Source organism: Pantoea sp. SGAir0418 (assembly GCF_043529865.1).
The window spans coordinates 4,064,706-4,087,848 of the sequence record NZ_CP027911.1 but is presented as its reverse complement, the minus strand read 5'-3'; the positions used below and the strand labels follow the sequence as shown (position 1 = coordinate 4,087,848).

The window sequence follows — 23,143 nt, the reverse complement described above, 5'->3', positions numbered from 1 at the left end:
CTGAGTGCGCTAGAGTGACAGCTTATTGTTTACTAAAAGGATGAGGCGCGATGTCAGTTGAATGTATCTTTTTTGATTGCGACGGCACGCTGGTCGACAGCGAAGTGATCTGCACGCAGTCCTACGTCAACACCTTTGCCCGTTACGGTATCGAACTCTCGCTGCAGCAGATGTTTGAGCAGTACAAAGGGGTGAAGCTTTACGACATCATCCGCGATGTGACGGCACAGCATCAGGTGACGCTGCCGCTGGCTGAGGTGGAGAGTGCCTACCGCGCGGAAGTGGCGCGCCTGTTTGATCTTGATCTGCAGCCGATTGCCGGCGCCAGAGCGCTGGTGGAGCGCGTGAAGGTGCCGATGTGCGTGGTGTCGAACGGTACGGTGAAGAAGATGGAGCATTCACTGGGGCTGACCGGCATGCTGCCGTATCTGAGCGGACGCCTGTACAGCGGCTATGACATTAATCACTGGAAGCCGGATCCGGAGCTGATGTATCACGCGGCGGAACAGATGCAGGTGCCGATTGAAAAGTGCATTCTGGTGGATGATTCAGAGGCTGGCGCGCGGGCTGGCATCGCCGCTGGCATACCGGTGTTTTACTATTGTGCCGATGCACACAATCCGGTGATTGATCACCCGCTGGTGACGCGTTTTGACGATATGGCGCAGCTGCCAGCGCTGTGGCGTGCACGTGGCTGGGATTTGGTCAGGTAAGTGCGCGCAGCCCCCTCATCCCAGCCTTCTCCCGCCAGCGGGAGAAGGGGCCGATCGAGCGGGGTTGAACAAAAGTGCCCACCCACATACCGCACCAGACAGTTCCCTCTCCCGTTTGCCGAAGAAGGGGCCGATCGGGCGGGGCTGAACAAAAGTGCCCACCCACATACCGCACTGAGCGGTTCCCTCTCCCGCCAGCGGGAGAGGGTTAGGGTGAGGGGAAAAAATCACCCAATCGCGCCCAGCGAATCCTCATTGCCCTGGTTTTTTGGCAGCAGGAACAGCGTGGCGACAATATCCAGCAGGTAAATCAGCGCCAGCAGCGTAATCGCAGCGGTGAACGAAATATGCGTGGCCAGCATGCCGATCACCAGCGGACCGAAACCGCCGACGCCGCGGCCGAGGTTGAACAGCACGTTCTGCGCGGTGGCGCGCGCCTGCGGTGGGAAAGTGTCCGATATCAGCGCGCCGTAGCCGCCAATCATGCCGTTAACAAACATCCCCATGATGGCACCGGTAAACAGCATCACCGTCGGGTCGCGCAGCTGGGCGTAAACCACCACCATCGCCACGGCGCCAAACTGGTACAGCAGGAAAATCTTCCAGCGCGCAAAGCGGTCCGCCAGCACGCCGAACAGCCAGATGCCGAACGTCATGCCCACTACCGTAACGGCCGTCCACAGGCCGGATTTGGTCAGGCTGAAGCCGAAGCTGGAAGAGAGATAACTTGGCATCCAGATCATCAGGCCGTAATAGCCAAAATTCTGCACCGAACAAAGAATCAGAATGCCGAGGCTGGCTTTGCTGGTGGCGCGATCGGCAAACAGCAGTTTAATGCGCGCGGAAAAGGAGAGCTGCGGGGCTTTTTCCACATGGCGGGTGAAGGCTTCCGGCTCGCCCATGCTGCGGCGAATCACAAACGACACCAGCGCCGGCAGCAGGCCAACCAGGAACATACCGCGCCAGCCAATCACGCTCAGCAGCGGCGGCGTGATAAAGGCCGCCAGCAATACGCCGAGCTGCCAGCCGATACCCACCCACGCCGAGGCGCGGTTACGCTTCTCCTTCGGCCAGGCTTCGGCAATCAGCGCCATGCCGATGCCAAACTCACCGCCCAGCCCCATACCGGCCAGCGTACGATACGCCAGCAGATCCCAGTAGCCCTGTGCCACGGCGCACAGCCCGGTGAACAGCGAGAACATCAGGATCGTCACGGTCAGAATGCGGATGCGGCCGTAGCGATCGCTCAGATGACCAAACACAATGCCGCCGACCACCGCGCCGATCAGCGTCCAGGTCACCAGCGAACCGGCCTGCGACGCATCCAGCGCCAGCGACACGCTGATCGCCGGCAGCATAAAGCCCAGAATCAGCAGATCAAATCCATCCATGGCATAGCCGCTGACGGCAGCCACCATCGCTTTCGCCGGCGTAACGGCGGTTTTGTTGTTATTTGCAGAGGACATAAAACAGCACCTGGCAGAAAAATGTGCGCCAAGTATAAAGAGAGCGGCAGGTGGAGAACAGGCAGAAATCAAGCGCACTGCCTGTCAGCCTCAGCGCTAACAGGCAGTCATCACGTCAATCAGGAGGGTTTATTACTGCCGTCGTCGCCCGACAGCAGTTCATCCAGCTTGTCACCGCCCACGTGACGGAAATCCTGACCTTTCACGAAATAGAAGATAATTTCGCAGATGTTCTGGCAGCGGTCACCGATGCGCTCGATGGCGCGCGCGCAGAACAGCGCGGTGAGCACGCTGGGAATGGTGCGCGGATCTTCCATCATGTAGGTCATCAGCTGGCGCACAATACCTTCGTACTCTTTATCCACCTTTTTGTCTTCGCGGTAGATCTTGATGGCTTCGTTGAGATCCATGCGCGCGAAGGCATCCAGCACATCGTGCAGCATCTGCACGGTGTGATGCCCGAGCGACTCGAGGCTCACCAGCAGCGGCAGATGCTGCTGACCGAACTTCTCCAGCGCGGTACGGCTGATCTTCTCCGCCACGTCGCCGATGCGTTCCAGCTCCGAAATGGTTTTGATGATCGCCATCACCAGACGCAGGTCGCTGGCGGTAGGCTGACGCTTGGCGATGATGCGCACACAGGCTTCATCGATCTCCACTTCCATCATGTTGACCTTCTGGTCACCATCGATCACCCGGCGCGCCAGTTCGCCATCCTGGTTATGCATCGCGGTGATGGCATCGGTAAGCTGCTGCTCCACCATGCCACCCATGATCATCACCTGAGTACGAATGTGCTCCAGCTCCGCGTTGAACTGACCGGAGATATGTTTGTTCAGATTTAAATTATCCATGTTTCTCTCCTGAATCAGCCGTAACGACCGGTGATGTAATCTTCTGTCTGCTTCTGCGCTGGCTTGGTAAACAGCGTGTCGGTGTCGCTGAACTCAATCAGCTCGCCCAGATACATAAACGCCGTGTGATCGGAACAGCGCGCCGCCTGTTGCATGTTGTGGGTCACGATGACCACGGTGTAATCCTGCTTCAGCTCGGTGATCAGCTCTTCGATGCGTCCGGTAGAGATCGGATCCAGCGCCGAACATGGCTCATCCAGCAGCAGCACTTCCGGGCGAATCGCGATGCCGCGCGCGATGCACAGGCGCTGCTGCTGACCGCCGGAGAGACTGTAACCGCTCTGGTGCAGCTTGTCTTTGGTTTCATTCCACAGCGCGGCTTTGCTCAGCGCCCACTGCACGCGCTCGTCCATATCGGCACGCGACAGCTTCTCAAACAGCCGCACGCCAAAGGCGATGTTGTCATAAATCGACATCGGAAACGGCGTCGGCTTCTGGAACACCATGCCGACGCGCGCGCGCAGCAGGGCGATATCCTGATGCGATGCCAGAATGTTGTCGCCATCCAGCAGAATTTCACCCTCAGCACGCTGCTCCGGATAGAGCGAGTACATTTTGTTGAAGGTGCGCAGCAGGGTGGATTTGCCGCAGCCCGACGGACCGATAAACGCCGTCACCTGGTTTTTGGCGATATCCAGATTAATGTTCTTCAGCGCGTGGAACTTACCGTAGTGGAAGTTCAGATTGCGCACCTGAATTTTACCGGCAGAAGGAGTTGCCATACTCATTGCTCATCTCTCATGTGCAGCGCCGCCGAAGCCGCGCCGGAAAATTAGTGTTTGCCTTTGGCGAAAATCACGCGCGCCACGATGTTCAGCAGCAGCACGCACAGCGTAATAATCAGCACACCGGCCCACGCCAGGCTCTGCCATTCGGCAAACGGGCTCATGGCGAATTTGAAGATGGTCACCGGCAGGTTGGCCAGCGGCTGCATCATGTCGGTGCTCCAGAACTGGTTCGACAGCGCGGTGAACAGCAGCGGTGCGGTTTCACCGGCAATGCGCGCAATCGCCAGCAGCACACCGGTAATGATGCCGGAGACCGAGGCTTTCAGCGTAATAGCCGAGATCATCTTCCACTTCGGCGTGCCCAGCGCATAAGCCGCTTCACGCATGCTGTCTGGCACCAGCCGCAGCATGTTCTCGGTGGTACGAATCACGATAGGCACCTGCAGCAGCGCCAGCGCTATCACACCGGCCCAGCCGGAGAAGTGCTGCATCTGCGCCACCACGATGGTGTACACGAACAGGCCGACCACAATCGACGGCGCGGACAGCAGGATGTCGTTAATGAAGCGAATCACTTCCGCCAGCCAGTGCTTGCGGCCATATTCTGCCAGGTAGATACCCGCCAGAATGCCCAGCGGCGTGCCAAAGAAGGTGGACCAGAAAATCAGCAGGCCGCTGCCCGCCAGGGCGTTCGCCAGACCACCGCCCGCGGTGTTGGGCGGCGGCGTGGATTCGGTAAACAGCGTCCAGCTCAGGCCGTCGATCCCTTTCGTGACGGTGGTGAACAGAATCCAGATCAGCCAGAACAGGCCAAACGCCATGGTCAGCAGCGAGAGCGTCAGGGCAATTTTGTTTTTGGTGCTGCGCCACGCCTGCATTTTACGGCGCGAGGCTTCCAGCTCGGCGCGCGCCTGCATTTCAATTGCTGTCATGAACGGGCTCCTTCACTCTTCGCCAGACGCAGGATCATCAGTTTGGAGATCGCCAGAACGATAAAGGTAATCACGAACAGAATCAGGCCCAGCTCCATCAGCGCCGCCACGTGCACGCCGGATTCGGCTTCGGCGAACTCGTTCGCCAGCGCTGAGGTGATACTGTTGCCGGGCATAAACAGCGACGCGCTGTCCAGCTGGTAGGTATTACCGATGATAAAGGTGACCGCCATGGTTTCGCCCAGCGCGCGGCCGAGACCCAGCATCACGCCGCCGATCACGCCGTTTTTGGTGAACGGCAGCACGATGCGCCAGATAACTTCCCAGGTGGTACAGCCGATGCCGTAGGCCGACTCTTTCATCATCACCGGCGTCTGTTCGAACACATCGCGCATCACCGAGGCGATGTAAGGGATGATCATGATGGCGAGGATCACGCCCGCCGCCAGAATGCCGATGCCGAAGGCCGGACCGGAGAACAGCGCGCCGACGATCGGGATATTTGCCAGCACCTCGCCAACCGGCGTCTGGAAATACTCCGCGAACAGCGGAGCAAAGATAAACAGGCCCCACATGCCGTACACGATGCTGGGAATGGCCGCCAGCAGCTCAATCGCGGTACCCAGCGGACGGCGCAGCCAGTTTGGCGCCAGTTCGGTCAGAAACAGGGCGATACCGAAACTCACCGGCACCGCGATGATTAAGGCAATCAGTGAGGTTACGAGGGTGCCGTAAATCGGCACCAGCGCACCAAATTCTTCGTTTGGCGCATCCCAGGTTTTGGTCCACAGAAAGGAGAAGCCAAATTTCTGGATGCTCGGCCAGGAGGAGAAAATCAGGGAGACGATAATGCCACCCAGCAGCAGTAACACGATCAGCGCGGAGAGCTTCACCAGCGCGCCGAATATCATGTCGCCCTGCTTGCCCGGTGCTTTAAACGTCGGCTTAGTGGCAGCCATAGAATTCTCGATCTCAGAGGGTAATCAGGGCGGCAACAAGGCCGCCCATCAGGCTGGCCAGCGCGGACGCTGGCCGGGTCATACACTTACTGGTACAGCGCTTTACCGGAACTGTCTTTGATGTTGGCTTTCCAGGCAGCACGAATCTGATTCGCTACGCTCTCTGGCAACGCTGCGTAATCCAGCGCCGTGGCGGTTTTGCTGCCGCCTTTGTACGCCCAGTCAAAGAACTTCAGCACTTCACTGCCCTTCTCCGCATTCGCCTGCTCTTTATAGATCAGGATGAAGGTGGTTGAGGTGATCGGCCATGCGTCGTTGCCTTTCTGGAAGGTCAGATCCTGGGCAAAGGTTTTGCTCCAGTCAGCGCCTTTGGCGGCGTTAGCAAAGCTGGCTTCGCTCGGTGCCACTGGCTTGCCGTCGGCATCAACCAGTTTGGTGTAAGTCAGGTTGTTCTGTTTGGCGTAGGCGTACTCTACGTAGCCAATCGAGCCCGGCAGACGCTGTACAAACGCGGCCACGCCGTCGTTACCTTTACCGCCCAGACCGGTTGGCCAGTTGACGGTGTTGCCTTTACCGATTTTGCTGTTCCAGGTCTCGTTCACTTTAGACAGGTAGCTGGTGAAGACGAAAGAGGTGCCGGAACCATCCGCGCGGCGCACCACGTTGATGTTGGTGTCTGGCAGCTTCACGCCCGGGTTCAGTTTGGTGATCGCCGGATCGTTCCACTTTTTGATGGTGCCGAGATAGATGTCGCCGACCGTTTTACCGTCGAGCGTCAGCTCACCGGATTTAACGCCGGGAATGTTCACCGCCAGCACCACGCCACCGATCACCGTCGGGAACTGGAACAGGCCATTTTTCTGCAGATCTTCTTCTTTCATCGGCGCATCGGACGCACCGAAATCCACGGTTTTGGCGATGATTTGCTTCACGCCACCCGAGGAACCAATACCCTGATAGTTGATTTTGCTACCGGTGGCTTGCTGATACTCTGCTGCCCACTTGGCATAAACCGGTGCCGGGAACGTCCCGCCTGCGCCTGTCAGGTCGGTGGCTGCAAAAGCAGAAACCGCGCTTACTGCGAAGGTGGCGGCGAGAATTCGGGCTACGGTGCTACGCATCAGTGTCATGTTCCCTCCAGGGGATTAAAAATCAGGCTTGACGCCGTTTTAGTAAGAGTCATTGATTGCTGCTGGAGGCAAAATAGGACAGTTTGATGACAGTGAAATGTACGAATTGTGACAGTTATATGACAACCGGGTCGGCTGGCAAATCAGAGGTAATTAATGAAAACCACCGTGCTGCCAGTAAAGTTACCGGGACTGGGGGTTGTTGAGGAGAGCGTCGAAATCAGCGTGAACGGCGTTGTCACGTTAGCCCGCACTAATTGCGGTTTATTCAGGCTCCCGTCAGCCAGTGATAACAGCGTACTGATGTTGTTGCTCAGTTTGAGGATATTGATCCCACCGGCAAGCGCAAAACTGATATTCACATCACGGTTGCAGAAAAGCGAGAAGTTAACGCTGGCTTTGGCGCCATTAACGGCGGCCGGGGCCAGCGTACCATGATTAATATTCAGCGCGGCTCCGCTTACCGAACAGGATACCGGCACCACCGGAATGTTGACGCAAGGTGCCCAGGGCGCAACCATTCCGGAATAGTCAGTTACGGTCGCGGAGGCTGTCACAAAGCTGCCGCAGTATGAACTGTAATAACGGGTATCTGAGTTACGCAGAAACTTGCCACCCCGACCATTAAAACGGATAAAACGTTCAGCCACCGAGGCAAGGCTCTCGCCCTGATCGACGTAAATTTGCGGCCCGCCCGCAGCGCTGAATACGGTGCCATGCCCGATAAACCAGGCGCTGACACCAATGCCTGCTGCGCAGGTTCTCTCTGAAGAGTTACAGCGGGCATAGCCGGATATCATACCGACATCCACCACTGACCAGGTAATTTCAACCTGGCTTGCGTTGACCCAGCGAATGCCATCCACGCGCGGGGCTTCCATCGCCTGCGCTGAAAAGAACAGCAGCAGGCCAGCGAAAAAAGCCAGATAGCGGAAAACAAGCCCTGTTAGCATTGGTCTAATCCTGTGGTTGCGTCAACGCCGATCATCTACTGGTACTCAACCACCAGCGCAGCAAAAGCAGAAAAGTCACCGCTGGTTAAGACCGCGGCGTTTTTCTTCACCGGTACCACCTGAATGACGGGCAGCGCAGGAAAGGTAAACGGCAGCCAGTTATTCAGTGCCAGGGCGTTTTCGCCATTTTTACCGCTTAATATCTGTATCGCCAAATCACGCTGGCTGGTCGCCAGCAAAGCAGCATTAAATGCGCTTCCGGTGCCACTGATTTGTACACGCATACTCTTATCGGGATTATTGCTACAGGTTAACGTCCAGGAAACAGGTTTTCTGTAGCTGTCGCCATTGATTTGGGAAATAACCACTGAACCAAACTCCACTATAATTGGCTTTTCGCCGTTAATCTGACATAACGGTGGTTCGATTAGCTGTCCACTGAAGTTAGCCTGCACGCTGAAAGCAGCCACTGCACTATACTTCAACATAGCGGGCAGCAATAGTGCCATTAACCACGTTCGTTTCATTTATTGCAGTTCCACTACCAGTGTTGCCGCTGAAGTAAAACTTCCGCCCGTTAAACTGCTGCTTTTATCTTTCACCGGGACGGCAGTAATAACCGGCAGCGCGGGATAAGTAAAGTTTACCCAGCTGGTATTAATATTTAACCTTTCAGCGTTAGACTTAAAAAACGCAATACCTAAACCGCTAACTGATGCGCGTAACGCGCCGCTATCGAAGCTGGCTGCATTCCCCTGTAGCTGGAGTTTAAGCGCATTAGAGGGAAGATTAGTGCAGGAAAGCGTAAATGACACAGGTTGCTGATACGCTTTCCCATCTATTTTATCGGTGCGCACATCGCCGAAATTAACACTGATCGGCATACCATTATTTATTTTACAGTCGGCAGGTACCATCACGTTACCGGAAATATTCACACTGAATGACGATGCCAGTGCATCGGATAAAAGCACCAGACAAAAAAAAGTAAATATGAAATAACGCGCCATAAATTCCTACATGCAGAGAACGAGTTTGGCTTGCTACATGCATCAGAAAGCTTATGACTGAAAGGTTAAATTAAAGTTAAACAAAACAGAAGTGAAGGAGAGCCAGCGAATTATGAAAGTTGATTTCACATATCAGGGAAAAATTAATTCACAACGTTCACAGAATTCACGATTAATTTAATCGGAACAACAATGAGTTAAAAAAACCGGCCTGTTTCCAGACCGGGCTACGCTTATTCCACCGTAACCGATTTCGCCAGGTTACGTGGCTGGTCGACGTCGGTGCCTTTGATCAGCGCCACGTGGTAGGAGAGCAGCTGCAGCGGCACGGTGTAGAAGATTGGGGCAATCACCTCTTCAACGTGCGGCAGCGGGATGATTTTCATGCCTTCGCTGTCGCTGAAACCGGCATCCTGGTCGGCAAACACGTACAGCAGACCGCCGCGCGCGCGCACCTCTTCGATGTTGGATTTCAGCTTCTCCAGCAGTTCGTTATTTGGCGCCACCACAATCACCGGCATATCGGCATCAATCAGCGCCAGCGGACCGTGCTTCAGCTCGCCCGCCGCATAGGCTTCGGCGTGGATATAGGAGATCTCTTTCAGCTTCAGCGCCCCTTCCATAGCAATCGGATACTGATCGCCACGGCCGAGGAACAGCGCGTGATGCTTGTCAGAGAAGCCTTCGGCAAGATTCTCGATCACTTTATCCTGCGCCAGCATCTGTTCAATGCGGCTCGGCAACGCCTGCAGTGCATGAACAATCTCATGCTCGGTGTCAGCGCGCATGCCGTGCAGACGGCCCAGCTTCGCCACCAGCATCAGCAGTACCGTCAGCTGAGTGGTGAACGCTTTGGTCGAGGCCACGCCGATTTCGGTGCCGGCTTTGGTCATCAGCGCCAGATCTGACTCACGCACCAGTGACGAACCCGCCACGTTGCAGATGGCCAGCGAACCGAGATAGCCCAGCTCTTTGGACAGGCGCAGCGCTGCCAGCGTATCGGCGGTTTCACCGGATTGCGACAGGGTGATCAGCAGGCTGTTTTTACGCACCGCCGATTTGCGATAGCGGAATTCGGAGGCGATTTCCACGTCACACGGGATGTTGGCCAGCGACTCAAACCAGTAACGCGACACCATGCCGGAGTTGTAGGAGGTGCCGCAGGCGATGATCTGAATGTGTTCCACCTTGCTCAGCAGCGTTTCCGCATTAGCGCCCAGTTCGCTGAGATCAACAATGCCGTCATGGAAGCGGCCGGCCAGCGTGTTTTTGATGGCGTTCGGCTGTTCGTAGATCTCTTTCTGCATGTAATGGCGGTAGACGCCTTTGTCGCCGGCATCGTACTGCGCATTGGATTCGATCTCTGCGCGCTGTGCCTGGTTACCGTGGCGATCGATAATCGTCACTTCGCGGCGGGTAATTTCGGCAATATCCCCTTCTTCGAGGTAGATAAAGCGGCGGGTCACCGGCAGCAGCGCCAGCTGATCGGAAGCGATAAAGTTTTCGCCCACGCCGCGGCCAATCACCAGCGGGCTGCCCGAACGCGCAGCCACCAGCACCGACGGATCGCGGCTGTCCATGATCACCATGCCATACGCCCCGCGCAGCTGCGGGATCACCCGCAGTATCACTTCGCGCAGCGTACCGCCCTGTTTCTGCTCCCAGTGCACCAGGTGCGCCACCACTTCGGTGTCAGTTTCGGAGGCAAAGCGGTAACCGCGTGCGATCATCTGCTCACGCAGCGGTTCGTGGTTCTCAATGATGCCGTTGTGCACAATAATAATGTGCTCTGAGACGTGCGGATGCGCATTGGCTTCCGACGGCTCACCGTGCGTCGCCCAGCGGGTGTGCGCGATGCCGGTTCCGCCAATCAGCGGCTGCTGTTCCGCCGCTTCTGCCAGATTGGCCACTTTACCCAGACGACGCAACCGCGTCATATGGCCCTGGCGATCGACAACCGCCAGACCGGCAGAGTCATAACCGCGATACTCAAGACGACGCAGCCCTTCCAGCAGAATTTCTGCGATATCACGCTGCGCTACTGCACCAACAATTCCACACATAGTAATTTCCTGACGTCATGGCTTTCGGCCATTGCGTTGTCATCTGACCTGATTGTTCCCCGAGCCTTGTAGAGAGTGGGGATAGCCCTTCCTATTCCAGGTTGCAGGTACGTTAGCTACCTGAAAGCCGGTATATTTCGGGTTTTTAATACCGGGCCGATCTTTGCCGGCCCTGACATTTATTTTTTCTTAACCGGACGCTGCCAGCCAGACTTCTGATTTTGCTCTTTGCGGTTATAGACCAGATCGGCAGCGGTAACGTCTTTCATCACCGTTGTGCCGGCGGCGATGGTGGCGCCCGCCGCCACGCTGACCGGAGCCACCAGCTGGGTGTCCGAGCCGACAAACACGTTGTCGCCGATAATGGTTTTAAACTTGTTGGCACCGTCGTAGTTGCAGGTGATAGTGCCGGCACCGATATTCACGCCCGCGCCAATCTCCGCATCCCCGAGATAGGACAAATGGCCGGCCTTCGAGCCTTTGCCCAGCGTCGCTTTTTTCATCTCGACAAAGTTGCCGACGTGCGCCTGTTCAGCCAGTTCGCTGCCCGGACGCAGGCGCGCAAACGGCCCGACGGTGCAGGCGGCGGCCAGCGTGGCATCTTCAATCACCGAATAAGGGCTGATTTCGCAGTCATCGGCAATCACGCTGTTTTTGATGATGCAGCCAGCGCCAATTTTCACCCGATGGCCCAGCGTGACGTTGCCTTCAATGATCACGTTGGTATCAATATCGACATCACGACCGTGCTGCAGCGTACCGCGCAGATCGAAGCGCGCCGGATCGCGCAGCATGACGCCAGCCAGCAGCAGCTTATCCGCCTGCTCGCGTTGATAAGTGCGCTCCAGCGTGGCCAGCTGCAGACGATTGTTTACGCCGTCGGTTTCGCTGATGCGCGCCGGGTGCACTGCGTTGATCACGCGGCCTTCCTGATGCGCCATGGCGATGATATCGGTGATGTAAAATTCGCCCTGCGCATTATGATTGTTGAGCTGCGCCAGCCAGCGCTTCAGGTCGGCACCGTTGGCTATCAGGATGCCGGTGTTAATTTCCTGAATCTTCAGCTGTTCGGCTGACGCATCTTTTTGCTCCACGATGCCGGTGATGGTGCCGTTTTCACGCACGATGCGTCCGTAGCCGGTGGGGTTATCCAGCACCACAGTGAGCAGCCCGATGCCGCCTGCAGGTTTGGCGTCGCGCAGACGCTGCAGGGTTTCCTGAGCGATCAACGGGACATCGCCGTACAGCATCAGGATATCTTCGTCATTGGCGAAGAATGGTGCCGCCTGCTGCATGGCATGGCCGGTGCCGAGCTGTTCCGCCTGCAACACCCAGTTCAGCGGGTTATGCGCCAGTTTCTCCTGCAGCAATTCACCGCCGTGGCCGTAGACCAGATGTACCTGCTGTGCGCCGAGGCCGGTAGCGGCATCAATAACGTGTTGCACCATCGGTTTACCTGCCAGGCTGTGCAGCACCTTAGGCAGATCGGAATACATGCGGGTGCCTTTGCCAGCGGCGAGGATCACCACGCTCATTGCGCTTGTCGACATAACTATCCTGACTCAATTTAGCTTTCGAAAGTGTAAGGTTTACCCCTGAGATTACTACATTTTTCTCCGTGCGAAATTAGCGGAAGAGGATGAGTGGTGGCGAGTGGCCAGCACGGGTCGCCGCGGAGGGCATAAGGTAAGGGCGTTGCGCCATTTTCGGTCGCCATAAATGGCGCCCCTTATATCCCGATCATTCTCCTCCGGGTATGATGATCCCCGACTGATCATCGGGAAGTTGCTGGTGAGATGGGGGCGCCCCCTGGGCATAAAGCCTGCTTCGTAGATTCATCCCCGGCAACTTAACTCCCGCCTTCAAGACCGGACGGTATCCTGTGCCCCGAGCACGCATCCATAAGGATGGTCATGGCGGTTTCCCTGTGCTGTTAAGGAGAATCTATGCAAACCCGTATGCCTGTCGGCATTGATATTGCCTCCGGAAAGTTTGATGTGGCCGTCTGGAAAGGCGACACGTCTTACAAAACCAAAGTCTTTCCCAACACCCCTAAGGGCTTTATCGCCCTGAAAAAATGGCTGGAGCCGTTCGGCTGCTGCCATATCTGCATGGAGGCTACCGGCGCGTACAGTGAGCCGCAGGCCACCTTCCTGCACGACGAAGGCTATGATGTCAGCGTGGAAAATCCCGCGCGCATCAGGCGCTTCGGACAGGCGGAGCTGAGCCGTAACAAGACGGATAAAGACGATGCGCGCATGATAGCGCGCTACTGTAAACTGCACGGCCCGTCGCTGTGGCAGCCGGCGCCGCTGAATGAACGCAGGCTGAAGGCGCTGGTGAAGCGCCTGACGAATCTTCAGGAAATGCGGCAGATGGAAGAGAACCGGCTGGAGGTCTCGGATGCGGTGGTGCAGCCCTCAATCCGCGTGGTCATTGCGGCGCTGGATGCGCAGATAGACGAAACGAAGCGGGCAATAAACGACCATATCGACAATGATCCGGGCCTTAAAAAGAACAGGGAACTGCTGGAGTCCATCCCGGGCATCGCGGGCGTGCTGAGCAGCACGATGCTGGCGTATCTGGGGGACATGTCGAGGTTCAGCAGCAGCAAGGCGCTTGTGGCGTGGGTGGGTCTGAATCCGATGCGGCAGGAGTCCGGTGAGTGGAAGGGCAAAAGCAGGATATCGAAGATGGGCAACAGCGCGATGCGCAAGGCCCTGTACATGCCTGCGATAGTGGCGATGAAGTGGAATCCGGCGGTGAGTGCGCTGAAGAAACGGCTGGATGCGGGTAAGAAAACGGGAAAAGTCGTGGTGTGCGCGGCGATGAAGAAGCTGCTGCAGCTGGCTTATGGCGTGCTGAAATCGGGTCGTCCGTTCGATGCCGAAATATGTCTTGCCAGGTAACCGGCAAGACGGTATCTACGGGGTGATTGTGCGGTTTTGGACAGCATGCGCATTTATGCGTACCGACATTTGGTCGCCATGAATGGCGCCCCTTATATCCCGATCATTCTCCTCCGGGTATGATGATCCCCGACTGATCATCGGGAAGTTGCTGGTGAGATGGGGGCGCCCCCTGGGCATAAAGCCTGCTTCGTAGATTCATCCCCGGCAACTTAACTCCCGCCTTCAAGACCGGACGGTATCCTGTGCCCCGAGCACGCATCCATAAGGATGGTCATGGCGGTTTCCCTGTGCTGTTAAGGAGAATCTATGCAAACCCGTATGCCTGTCGGCATTGATATTGCCTCCGGAAAGTTTGATGTGGCCGTCTGGAAAGGCGACACGTCTTACAAAACCAAAGTCTTTCCCAACACCCCTAAGGGCTTTATCGCCCTGAAAAAATGGCTGGAGCCGTTCGGCTGCTGCCATATCTGCATGGAGGCTACCGGCGCGTACAGTGAGCCGCTGGCCACCTTCCTGCACGACGAAGGCTATGATGTCAGCGTGGAAAATCCCGCGCGCATCAGGCGCTTCGGACAGGCGGAGCTGAGCCGTAACAAGACGGATAAAGACGATGCGCGCATGATAGCGCGCTACTGTAAACTGCACGGCCCGTCGCTGTGGCAGCCGGCGCCGCTGAATGAACGCAGGCTGAAGGCGCTGGTGAAGCGCCTGACGAATCTTCAGGAAATGCGGCAGATGGAAGAGAACCGGCTGGAGGTCTCGGATGCGGTGGTGCAGCCCTCAATCCGCGTGGTCATTGCGGCGCTGGATGCGCAGATAGACGAAACGAAGCGGGCAATAAACGACCATATCGACAATGATCCGGGCCTTAAAAAGAACAGGGAACTGCTGGAGTCCATCCCGGGCATCGCGGGCGTGCTGAGCAGCACGATGCTGGCGTATCTGGGGGACATGTCGAGGTTCAGCAGCAGCAAGGCGCTTGTGGCGTGGGTGGGTCTGAATCCGATGCGGCAGGAGTCCGGTGAGTGGAAGGGCAAAAGCAGGATATCGAAGATGGGCAACAGCGCGATGCGCAAGGCCCTGTACATGCCTGCGATAGTGGCGATGAAGTGGAATCCGGCGGTGAGTGCGCTGAAGAAACGGCTGGATGCGGGTAAGAAAACGGGAAAAGTCGTGGTGTGCGCGGCGATGAAGAAGCTGCTGCAGCTGGCTTATGGCGTGCTGAAATCGGGTCGTCCGTTCGATGCCGAAATATGTCTTGCCAGGTAACCGGCAAGACGGTATCTACGGGGTGATTGTGCGGTTTTGGACAGCATGCGCATTTATGCGTACCGACATTTGGTCGCCATGAATGGCGCCCCTTATATCCCGATCATTCTCCTCCGGGTATGATGATCCCCGACTGATCATCGGGAAGTTGCTGGTGAGATGGGGGCGCCCCCTGGGCATAAAGCCTGCTTCGTAGATTCATCCCCGGCAACTTAACTCCCGCCTTCAAGACCGGACGGTATCCTGTGCCCCGAGCACGCATCCATAAGGATGGTCATGGCGGTTTCCCTGTGCTGTTAAGGAGAATCTATGCAAACCCGTATGCCTGTCGGCATTGATATTGCCTCCGGAAAGTTTGATGTGGCCGTCTGGAAAGGCGACACGTCTTACAAAACCAAAGTCTTTCCCAACACCCCTAAGGGCTTTATCGCCCTGAAAAAATGGCTGGAGCCGTTCGGCTGCTGCCATATCTGCATGGAGGCTACCGGCGCGTACAGTGAGCCGCAGGCCACCTTCCTGCACGACGAAGGCTATGATGTCAGCGTGGAAAATCCCGCGCGCATCAGGCGCTTCGGACAGGCGGAGCTGAGCCGTAACAAGACGGATAAAGACGATGCGCGCATGATAGCGCGCTACTGTAAACTGCACGGCCCGTCGCTGTGGCAGCCGGCGCCGCTGAATGAACGCAGGCTGAAGGCGCTGGTGAAGCGCCTGACGAATCTTCAGGAAATGCGGCAGATGGAAGAGAACCGGCTGGAGGTCTCGGATGCGGTGGTGCAGCCCTCAATCCGCGTGGTCATTGCGGCGCTGGATGCGCAGATAGACGAAACGAAGCGGGCAATAAACGACCATATCGACAATGATCCGGGCCTTAAAAAGAACAGGGAACTGCTGGAGTCCATCCCGGGCATCGCGGGCGTGCTGAGCAGCACGATGCTGGCGTATCTGGGGGACATGTCGAGGTTCAGCAGCAGCAAGGCGCTTGTGGCGTGGGTGGGTCTGAATCCGATGCGGCAGGAGTCCGGTGAGTGGAAGGGCAAAAGCAGGATATCGAAGATGGGCAACAGCGCGATGCGCAAGGCCCTGTACATGCCTGCGATAGTGGCGATGAAGTGGAATCCGGCGGTGAGTGCGCTGAAGAAACGGCTGGATGCGGGTAAGAAAACGGGAAAAGTCGTGGTGTGCGCGGCGATGAAGAAGCTGCTGCAGCTGGCTTATGGCGTGCTGAAATCGGGTCGTCCGTTCGATGCCGAAATATGTCTTGCCAGGTAACCGGCAAGACGGTATCTACGGGGTGATTGTGCGGTTTTGGACAGCATGCGCATTTATGCGTACCGACATTTGGTCGCCATGAATGGCGCCCCTTATATCCCGATCATTCTCCTCCGGGTATGATGATCCCCGACTGATCATCGGGAAGTTGCTGGTGAGATGGGGGCGCCCCCTGGGCATAAAGCCTGCTTCGTAGATTCATCCCCGGCAACTTAACTCCCGCCTTCAAGACCGGACGGTATCCTGTGCCCCGAGCACGCATCCATAAGGATGGTCATGGCGGTTTCCCTGTGCTGTTAAGGAGAATCTATGCAAACCCGTATGCCTGTCGGCATTGATATTGCCTCCGGAAAGTTTGATGTGGCCGTCTGGAAAGGCGACACGTCTTACAAAACCAAAGTCTTTCCCAACACCCCTAAGGGCTTTATCGCCCTGAAAAAATGGCTGGAGCCGTTCGGCTGCTGCCATATCTGCATGGAGGCTACCGGCGCGTACAGTGAGCCGCTGGCCACCTTCCTGCACGACGAAGGCTATGATGTCAGCGTGGAAAATCCCGCGCGCATCAGGCGCTTCGGACAGGCGGAGCTGAGCCGTAACAAGACGGATAAAGACGATGCGCGCATGATAGCGCGCTACTGTAAACTGCACGGCCCGTCGCTGTGGCAGCCGGCGCCGCTGAATGAACGCAGGCTGAAGGCGCTGGTGAAGCGCCTGACGAATCTTCAGGAAATGCGGCAGATGGAAGAGAACCGGCTGGAGGTCTCGGATGCGGTGGTGCAGCCCTCAATCCGCGTGGTCATTGCGGCGCTGGATGCGCAGATAGACGAAACGAAGCGGGCAATAAACGACCATATCGACAATGATCCGGGCCTTAAAAAGAACAGGGAACTGCTGGAGTCCATCCCGGGCATCGCGGGCGTGCTGAGCAGCACGATGCTGGCGTATCTGGGGGACATGTCGAGGTTCAGCAGCAGCAAGGCGCTTGTGGCGTGGGTGGGTCTGAATCCGATGCGGCAGGAGTCCGGTGAGTGGAAGGGCAAAAGCAGGATATCGAAGATGGGCAACAGCGCGATGCGCAAGGCCCTGTACATGCCTGCGATAGTGGCGATGAAGTGGAATCCGGCGGTGAGTGCGCTGAAGAAACGGCTGGATGCGGGTAAGAAAACGGGAAAAGTCGTGGTGTGCGCGGCGATGAAGAAGCTGCTGCAGCTGGCTTATGGCGTGCTGAAATCGGGTCGTCCGTTCGATGCCGAAATATGTCTTGCCAGGTAACCGGCAAGACGGTATCTACGGGGTGATTGTGCGGTTTTGGACAGCGTGCGCATTTATGCGCACCGGCAGCAGGCAAAAAAAATGCCAGCCCGGGGGCTGGCATTTCGTGACGCATAAAGCCTGATTACATCGCTTTTTTGGTCAGCTCGATGACGCGCAGTTTCGCGATAGCTTTCGCCAGCTCCGCAGAGGCCTGAGCATAGTCCACGTCGCCGTGGCTGCTGTTCATGTGCTCTTCTGCTTTACGTTTCGCTTCCAGCGCGCGCGCTTCGTCGAGGTCTTCACCGCGAATTGCAGTGTCGGCCAGAACGGTCGTGCTGCCCGGCTGTACTTCCAGCACGCCGCCAGAGAGGTAGATATACTCCTCTTCGCCGTGCTGTTTAACGATGCGAATCATACCAGGCTTGATGGCAGTCAGCAGCGGGGCGTGGCCCGGGTAAATACCCAGCTCACCTTCGCTACCTGACACCTGGATACGCTGCACCAGACCGGAGAACATTTGCTGCTCCGCGCTGACCACGTCCAGATGATAAGTCATAGCCATACCACTCCTCCTGGGAAACCGTTATTACAGTTTCTTCGCTTTTTCGACAGCTTCTTCGATCGCGCCGACCATGTAGAACGCCTGCTCTGGCAGGTGGTCGAATTCGCCTTCCATGATGCCTTTGAAGCCACGGATGGTGTCTTTCAGCGTCACGTATTTACCCGGAGAACCGGTGAAGACTTCTGCTACGAAGAACGGCTGAGACAGGAAGCGCTGAATCTTACGCGCACGTGCCACCAGCAGTTTGTCTTCTTCAGACAGCTCGTCCATGCCGAGGATAGCGATGATGTCTTTCAGCTCCTGGTAACGCTGCAGCAGCGACTGAACGCCACGCGCGACGTCGTAGTGCTCCTGACCGACGATCAGCGGATCCAGCTGACGGCTGGTAGAGTCCAGCGGGTCAACGGCCGGGTAGATACCCAGTGACGCGATCTGACGGCTCAGCGTAACGGTTGAGTCTAAGTGAGCAAAGGTGGTTGCTGGTGACGGGTCAGTCAGGTCATCCGCAGGAACGTAAACGGCCTGTACGGAGGTGATTGAACCGGTCTTGGTGGAGGTAATACGCTCCTGCAGCACACCCATCTCTTCAGCCAGCGTTGGCTGATAACCTACCGCCGATGGCATACGACCCAGCAGTGCAGAAACCTCTGTACCGGCCAGGGTGTAACGGTAGATGTTGTCGATGAACAGCAGAACGTCACGGCCTTCATCACGGAATTTTTCCGCCATGGTCAGACCGGTCAGTGCTACGCGCAGACGGTTACCCGGCGGCTCGTTCATCTGGCCATACACCAGCGCTACTTTGTCGATAACGTTGGAGTCAGTCATTTCGTGGTAGAAATCGTTACCCTCACGAGTACGCTCACCCACGCCAGCAAAGACCGAATAACCTGAGTGCTCAGCCGCGATGTTACGGATTAGCTCCATCATGTTTACGGTTTTACCCACCCCCGCACCACCGAACAGACCGACTTTACCGCCCTTCGCGAACGGACACATCAGGTCGATAACCTTGATGCCGGTTTCCAGCAGTTCCTGCGAGTTTGACTGATCTTCATAAGAAGGCGCTGCGCGGTGAATAGAGGAAACCTCTACAGCGCTGCCGTCTTCTTCTTTCAGGTCGCCTTTCATGTCGATTGGCTCACCCAGCACGTTCATGATACGGCCGAGTGTTGCTTTACCAACCGGAACCTGGATAGGTTTTTTCAGGTCGGTGACTTCCAGACCGCGCTTCAGGCCGTCAGAAGAACCCATGGCGATGGTACGCACCACGCCACCGCCCAGCTGCTGCTGAACTTCCAGCACCAGACGAGCATCACCATTTTTTACCTCGAGAGCGCTGTATACCTGCGGTACCGCGTCCTGAGGGAATTCGACGTCAACTACGGCGCCGATAATCTGGACAATCTTTCCAGCTGCCATCTTGAATCCTCTACCTAATACGAGAATATCCGGCCGCGCTCGCGCGACGGGATATATGCCTGGTTAAACCGCGGAGGCTCCCGAGACGATCTCGGTAAGTTCCTGAGTGATGCTGGCCTGACGAGCTTTGTTGTACACCAACTGCAGCTCTTTGATCAGGTTTCCGCCGTTATCGGTTGCCGCTTTCATAGCCACCATACGTGCAGCCTGCTCACTGGCCAGGTTTTCCACCACACCCTGATAAACCTGCGATTCGACATAACGACGCAGCAGGGTATCCAGCAGCGCTTTCGGATCGGGTTCGTACAGGTAATCCCAGGTCTTCGCCTTCATCTCTTCTTCACCTTCCGCTGGCGGTAACGGCAGCAGTTGGGTAATGGTCGGAGTCTGAGACATGGTGTTATTAAACTTATTGCTGACGATATACAGCTTGTCGATGCGGCCTTCATCATAAGCCTGCAACATCACTTTTACCGGGCCGATCAGGTCGGACAGCGCAGGCTTATCGCCCATGCCGGTAACCTGAGCCACGACGTTGCCACCTACAGAGCCGAAGAAAGAAACGCCTTTGGAACCGATAATCGCCAGATCGCTCTGCACGCCTTTATCAGACCAGCCTTTCATTTCTGCCAGCAATTTTTTGAACAGGTTAACGTTCAAACCACCACAAAGCCCGCGGTCAGTCGAAACGACCAGGTAGCCGACGCGCTTAACGTCGCGCTCATCCAGGTAAGGGTGCTTGTATTCCAGATTACCCAGAGCAAGGTGACCAATCACTTTGCGCATGGTATCTGCATACGGACGGCTGGCCGCCATGCGTTCCTGCGTTTTACGCATTTTGGAGGCGGCGACCATTTCCATCGCTTTGGTGATCTTCTGCGTGTTTTTCACGCTTCCGATCTTGGTACGTATTTCTTTTGCGCCGGCCATTAGCTTCTCCTCAAAGCCTTGCGGCCTGCCTTTTCAGACAAGCCGCCAGACATTACCAGGACTGGGTTGCTTTAAACGTTTCGAGGAGGCCTTTCAGCTTCTCTTCGATTTCGTTGTTGTAGTTACCCGCCTGGTTGATTTCAGCCATCAGCTCCGCGTGTTCGCGATCGGCGAACGCCAGCAGAGCGGCTTCGAAGCTGCCGATTTTCGCCAGTTCAACGTCGTTCAGGAAGCCGCGCTCGGCAGCGAACAGTACCAGACCCTGTTGTGCAACAGACATCGGTGCATACTGTTTCTGCTTCAGCAGCTCGGTCACTTTCTGACCGTGGCTCAGCTGTTTGCGCGTTGCATCGTCCAGATCGGAAGCGAACTGAGAGAACGCTGCCAGTTCACGATACTGTGCCAGCGCGGTACGGATACCACCGGACAGTTTCTTGATGATCTTGGTCTGTGCAGCACCACCAACACGGGATACCGAAATACCCGGGTTAACGGCTGGACGGATACCGGAGTTGAACAGGTTCGATTCCAGGAAGATCTGACCATCGGTAATCGAGATTACGTTGGTCGGAACGAACGCAGAAACGTCACCCGCCTGGGTTTCGATGATCGGCAGCGCGGTCAGAGAACCGGTCTGGCCTTTCACTTCACCGTTGGTGAAACGCTCAACGTAGTCAGCGCTTACGCGTGATGCACGCTCCAGCAGACGAGAGTGGAGGTAGAACACGTCGCCCGGGAATGCTTCACGACCCGGCGGACGGCGCAGCAGCAGAGAAATCTGACGGTAAGCAACAGCCTGCTTAGACAGGTCATCATAGACGATCAGCGCATCTTCACCGCGGTCACGGAAGTATTCACCCATCGCGCAACCGGCATACGGAGCCAGGTACTGCAGCGCAGCGGATTCAGAAGCGGAAGCGACAACCACGATGGTGTTAGACAGCGCACCGTGCTCTTCCAGCTTACGTACCACGTTAGAGATGGTAGAGGCTTTCTGACCGATCGCGACGTAGACACACTTGATGCCAGAATCGCGCTGGTTGATGATGGCGTCGATGGCCATCGCAGTTTTACCGGTCTGACGGTCACCGATGATCAGCTCACGCTGGCCACGGCCGATTGGAATCATCGCATCGACAGATTTGTAACCGGTCTGAACAGGCTGGTCGACTGACTGACGGTCGATAACGCCTGGTGCAATCACTTCAACCGGTGAGAAGCCATCGTTGTCGATAGCGCCTTTACCGTCGATCGGTGCACCCAGGGTGTTAACCACGCGGCCCAGCAGGCCACGGCCAACCGGCACTTCCAGGATACGGCCAGTACACTTCACCTTCATGCCTTCGGCGAGGTCAGCGTACGGACCCATCACTACTGCACCTACAGAGTCACGCTCGAGGTTCAGTGCGATAGCGTAACGGTTGCCCGGCAGAGCAATCATCTCACCCTGCATTACATCGGCCAGGCCGTGTACGCGGATGATACCGTCACTTACAGAAACAATAGTACCTTCGTTGTGAGCTTCGCTCACGACATTGAACTGAGCAATGCGCTGCTTGATCAGTTCGCTGATTTCGGTGGAATTCAGTTGCATATGCTCCAGTCCCCTTAAGACTGCAAGACGTCTGCCAGACGGTCAAGACGGCCGCGCACGCTGCCATCAATCACCAGGTCACCCGCACGGATAACCACACCTGCCATTACAGACTTATCAATTTTGCAATTCAGCTTAACTTTGCGTGACAGACGTTTTTCCATCGCGGCGCTGATTTTACTCAGCTGGCTGTCACTCAGCGCACTGGCGGAGATCACATCAACTTCGGCTGTCGCTTCATAAGCGTCACGCAGTTGAATGAACTGTTCCAGTACCGCAGGAAGCGCTGTCAAACGTCCGTTCTCCGCCATAACCTTAATCAGGTTCTGAGCGTGTTCATCAAGTTGATCACCACAGACTGCGTTGAAAGAAGCAGACAAGGCTTCCGGTGCTAATGCACCGGAAAGGAGTTCTGCCATCTGTTCGTTGCGAGCCACTTCTGCGGCAAACGCCAGCATGGTCTGCCAGCGGTCGATACTTTGATGCTCAACAGCAAAGTCAAAAGCTGCTTTGGCGTAGGGGCGAGCTACAGTAATCAGATCAGACATCAGCCCCTCCCTCCTTACAGTTCAGCGACCAGTTTATCAACGATGTCGCTGTTAGCAGCTTCATCCACGGAACGTTCGATGATCTTCTCGGCGCCAGCTAAGGCCAGCAGCGCGACTTGCTTACGCAACTCTTCACGTGCACGTGAGCGCTCGGCTTCGATTTCTGCCTGCGCCTGAGACACGATGCGGTTACGTTCAGTCTCAGCTTCAGTTTTGGCTTCGTCCAGAATCTGGGCACGGCGTTTGTTCGCCTGCTCGATAATGACCTGAGCTTCTTCTTTGGCTTTTTTCAGCTGGTCGGTCGCATTGGCCTGCGCGAGATCCAAATCTTTCTTCGCGCGTTCAGCAGAAGCAAGGCCTTCAGCAATTTCTTTCTGGCGCTTTTCGATGGCAGCCATAATCGGCGGCCATACGTACTTCATGCAGAACGCGACAAACAGGATGAACGCGATGGCCTGGCCGAGGATTGTTGCATTAATGTTCACAGCACAATGCCTCTTATTAAGTTAACT

22 protein-coding genes are annotated in these 23,143 nt (G+C 56.4%); 5 read left to right on the top strand and 17 right to left on the bottom strand.

What is annotated here, in order from left to right; translation table 11 throughout:
* The first annotated feature begins 50 nt into the window (after positions 1–50).
* On the top strand, positions 51–713 hold the full coding sequence (gene yieH, locus C1N84_RS19030) for a 6-phosphogluconate phosphatase (protein ID WP_058758205.1): 663 nt from the start codon (positions 51–53) through the stop codon (positions 711–713).
* Positions 714–940: 227 nt separating this feature from the next.
* Here yieH and C1N84_RS19025 read toward each other — a convergent pair whose 3' ends face one another.
* The 11 genes from C1N84_RS19025 to glmU all read right to left on the bottom strand — a co-directional run bounded on the left by C1N84_RS19025 (position 941) and on the right by glmU (position 12,418).
* The gene (locus tag C1N84_RS19025; protein WP_264441832.1) at positions 941–2,179 is read right to left on the bottom strand and encodes an MFS transporter; all 1,239 of its coding nucleotides are present in this window, start codon (positions 2,177–2,179) and stop codon (positions 941–943) included.
* Between the two features lie 119 nt (positions 2,180–2,298).
* Positions 2,299–3,033, bottom strand: coding sequence for a phosphate signaling complex protein PhoU (gene phoU, locus C1N84_RS19020; protein WP_021506924.1), 735 nt, complete (start codon positions 3,031–3,033; stop codon positions 2,299–2,301).
* Positions 3,034–3,047: 14 nt separating this feature from the next.
* A complete protein-coding gene (gene pstB / locus C1N84_RS19015; protein ID WP_021506925.1) occupies positions 3,048–3,821 on the bottom strand; it encodes a phosphate ABC transporter ATP-binding protein PstB in 774 nt (257 codons plus the stop codon).
* A 44-nt stretch (positions 3,822–3,865) separates the two neighbouring features.
* Positions 3,866–4,753: a phosphate ABC transporter permease PstA gene (pstA, locus tag C1N84_RS19010; RefSeq protein ID WP_021506926.1), complete on the bottom strand. Its 888-nt coding sequence runs from the start codon at positions 4,751–4,753 to the stop codon at positions 3,866–3,868.
* Entirely contained in the window at positions 4,750–5,712 is a 963-nt protein-coding gene (gene pstC / locus C1N84_RS19005) for a phosphate ABC transporter permease PstC (RefSeq protein ID WP_058770723.1), read from the bottom strand. Before pstC ends, pstA begins: the two co-directional genes overlap by 4 nt.
* An 86-nt stretch (positions 5,713–5,798) precedes the next feature.
* A complete protein-coding gene (pstS, locus tag C1N84_RS19000) occupies positions 5,799–6,842 on the bottom strand; it encodes a phosphate ABC transporter substrate-binding protein PstS (RefSeq protein WP_127833474.1) in 1,044 nt (347 codons plus the stop codon).
* A gap of 143 nt (positions 6,843–6,985) precedes the next feature.
* Positions 6,986–7,795: an MrpH family fimbial adhesin gene (locus tag C1N84_RS18995; RefSeq protein WP_021506929.1), complete on the bottom strand. Its 810-nt coding sequence runs from the start codon at positions 7,793–7,795 to the stop codon at positions 6,986–6,988.
* Positions 7,796–7,830: 35 nt separating this feature from the next.
* Positions 7,831–8,322, bottom strand: coding sequence for a fimbrial protein (locus tag C1N84_RS18990; RefSeq protein ID WP_264441830.1), 492 nt, complete (start codon positions 8,320–8,322; stop codon positions 7,831–7,833).
* Positions 8,323–8,805, bottom strand: coding sequence for a fimbrial protein (locus C1N84_RS18985; protein WP_264441829.1), 483 nt, complete (start codon positions 8,803–8,805; stop codon positions 8,323–8,325).
* A gap of 233 nt (positions 8,806–9,038) precedes the next feature.
* Entirely contained in the window at positions 9,039–10,868 is a 1,830-nt protein-coding gene (gene glmS, locus C1N84_RS18980; protein WP_264441828.1) for a glutamine--fructose-6-phosphate transaminase (isomerizing), read from the bottom strand.
* Positions 10,869–11,047: 179 nt separating this feature from the next.
* Complete coding sequence (gene glmU / locus C1N84_RS18975) at positions 11,048–12,418, bottom strand: bifunctional UDP-N-acetylglucosamine diphosphorylase/glucosamine-1-phosphate N-acetyltransferase GlmU (protein ID WP_264441827.1); 1,371 nt, start codon at positions 12,416–12,418, stop codon at positions 11,048–11,050.
* A 396-nt stretch (positions 12,419–12,814) separates the two neighbouring features.
* On the opposite strand from glmU, the gene C1N84_RS18970 reads away from it, so the two are divergent.
* The 4 genes from C1N84_RS18970 to C1N84_RS18955 all read left to right on the top strand — a co-directional run bounded on the left by C1N84_RS18970 (position 12,815) and on the right by C1N84_RS18955 (position 17,593).
* Positions 12,815–13,777: an IS110 family RNA-guided transposase gene (locus C1N84_RS18970; protein ID WP_394541694.1), complete on the top strand. Its 963-nt coding sequence runs from the start codon at positions 12,815–12,817 to the stop codon at positions 13,775–13,777.
* Between the two features lie 309 nt (positions 13,778–14,086).
* The gene (locus tag C1N84_RS18965; RefSeq protein ID WP_104189859.1) at positions 14,087–15,049 is read left to right on the top strand and encodes an IS110 family RNA-guided transposase; all 963 of its coding nucleotides are present in this window, start codon (positions 14,087–14,089) and stop codon (positions 15,047–15,049) included.
* 309 nt (positions 15,050–15,358) lie between these two features.
* Positions 15,359–16,321, top strand: a complete 963-nt coding sequence (locus tag C1N84_RS18960) for an IS110 family RNA-guided transposase (RefSeq protein WP_394541694.1) — start codon at positions 15,359–15,361, stop codon at positions 16,319–16,321.
* A gap of 309 nt (positions 16,322–16,630) precedes the next feature.
* A complete protein-coding gene (locus tag C1N84_RS18955) occupies positions 16,631–17,593 on the top strand; it encodes an IS110 family RNA-guided transposase (protein WP_104189859.1) in 963 nt (320 codons plus the stop codon).
* Positions 17,594–17,717: 124 nt separating this feature from the next.
* Here the strand turns inward: C1N84_RS18955 and C1N84_RS18950 are convergent, their stop codons facing one another.
* The 6 genes from C1N84_RS18950 to atpF form a co-directional block, all read right to left on the bottom strand.
* Positions 17,718–18,137 (bottom strand): F0F1 ATP synthase subunit epsilon, encoded by a 420-nt coding sequence (locus tag C1N84_RS18950; protein WP_021508191.1) that lies wholly within the window; start codon positions 18,135–18,137, stop codon positions 17,718–17,720.
* A 24-nt stretch (positions 18,138–18,161) separates the two neighbouring features.
* A complete protein-coding gene (gene atpD / locus C1N84_RS18945; RefSeq protein WP_021508190.1) occupies positions 18,162–19,559 on the bottom strand; it encodes a F0F1 ATP synthase subunit beta in 1,398 nt (465 codons plus the stop codon).
* A 63-nt stretch (positions 19,560–19,622) separates the two neighbouring features.
* Positions 19,623–20,489 (bottom strand): F0F1 ATP synthase subunit gamma, encoded by an 867-nt coding sequence (gene atpG, locus C1N84_RS18940; protein ID WP_021508189.1) that lies wholly within the window; start codon positions 20,487–20,489, stop codon positions 19,623–19,625.
* Positions 20,490–20,541: 52 nt separating this feature from the next.
* Positions 20,542–22,083: a F0F1 ATP synthase subunit alpha gene (gene atpA, locus C1N84_RS18935; RefSeq protein WP_021508188.1), complete on the bottom strand. Its 1,542-nt coding sequence runs from the start codon at positions 22,081–22,083 to the stop codon at positions 20,542–20,544.
* A 14-nt stretch (positions 22,084–22,097) separates the two neighbouring features.
* Positions 22,098–22,631, bottom strand: coding sequence for a F0F1 ATP synthase subunit delta (gene atpH, locus C1N84_RS18930; RefSeq protein ID WP_021508187.1), 534 nt, complete (start codon positions 22,629–22,631; stop codon positions 22,098–22,100).
* A 14-nt stretch (positions 22,632–22,645) separates the two neighbouring features.
* The gene (gene atpF / locus C1N84_RS18925; protein WP_021313757.1) at positions 22,646–23,116 is read right to left on the bottom strand and encodes a F0F1 ATP synthase subunit B; all 471 of its coding nucleotides are present in this window, start codon (positions 23,114–23,116) and stop codon (positions 22,646–22,648) included.
* Between the last annotated feature and the right edge of the window lie 27 nt (positions 23,117–23,143).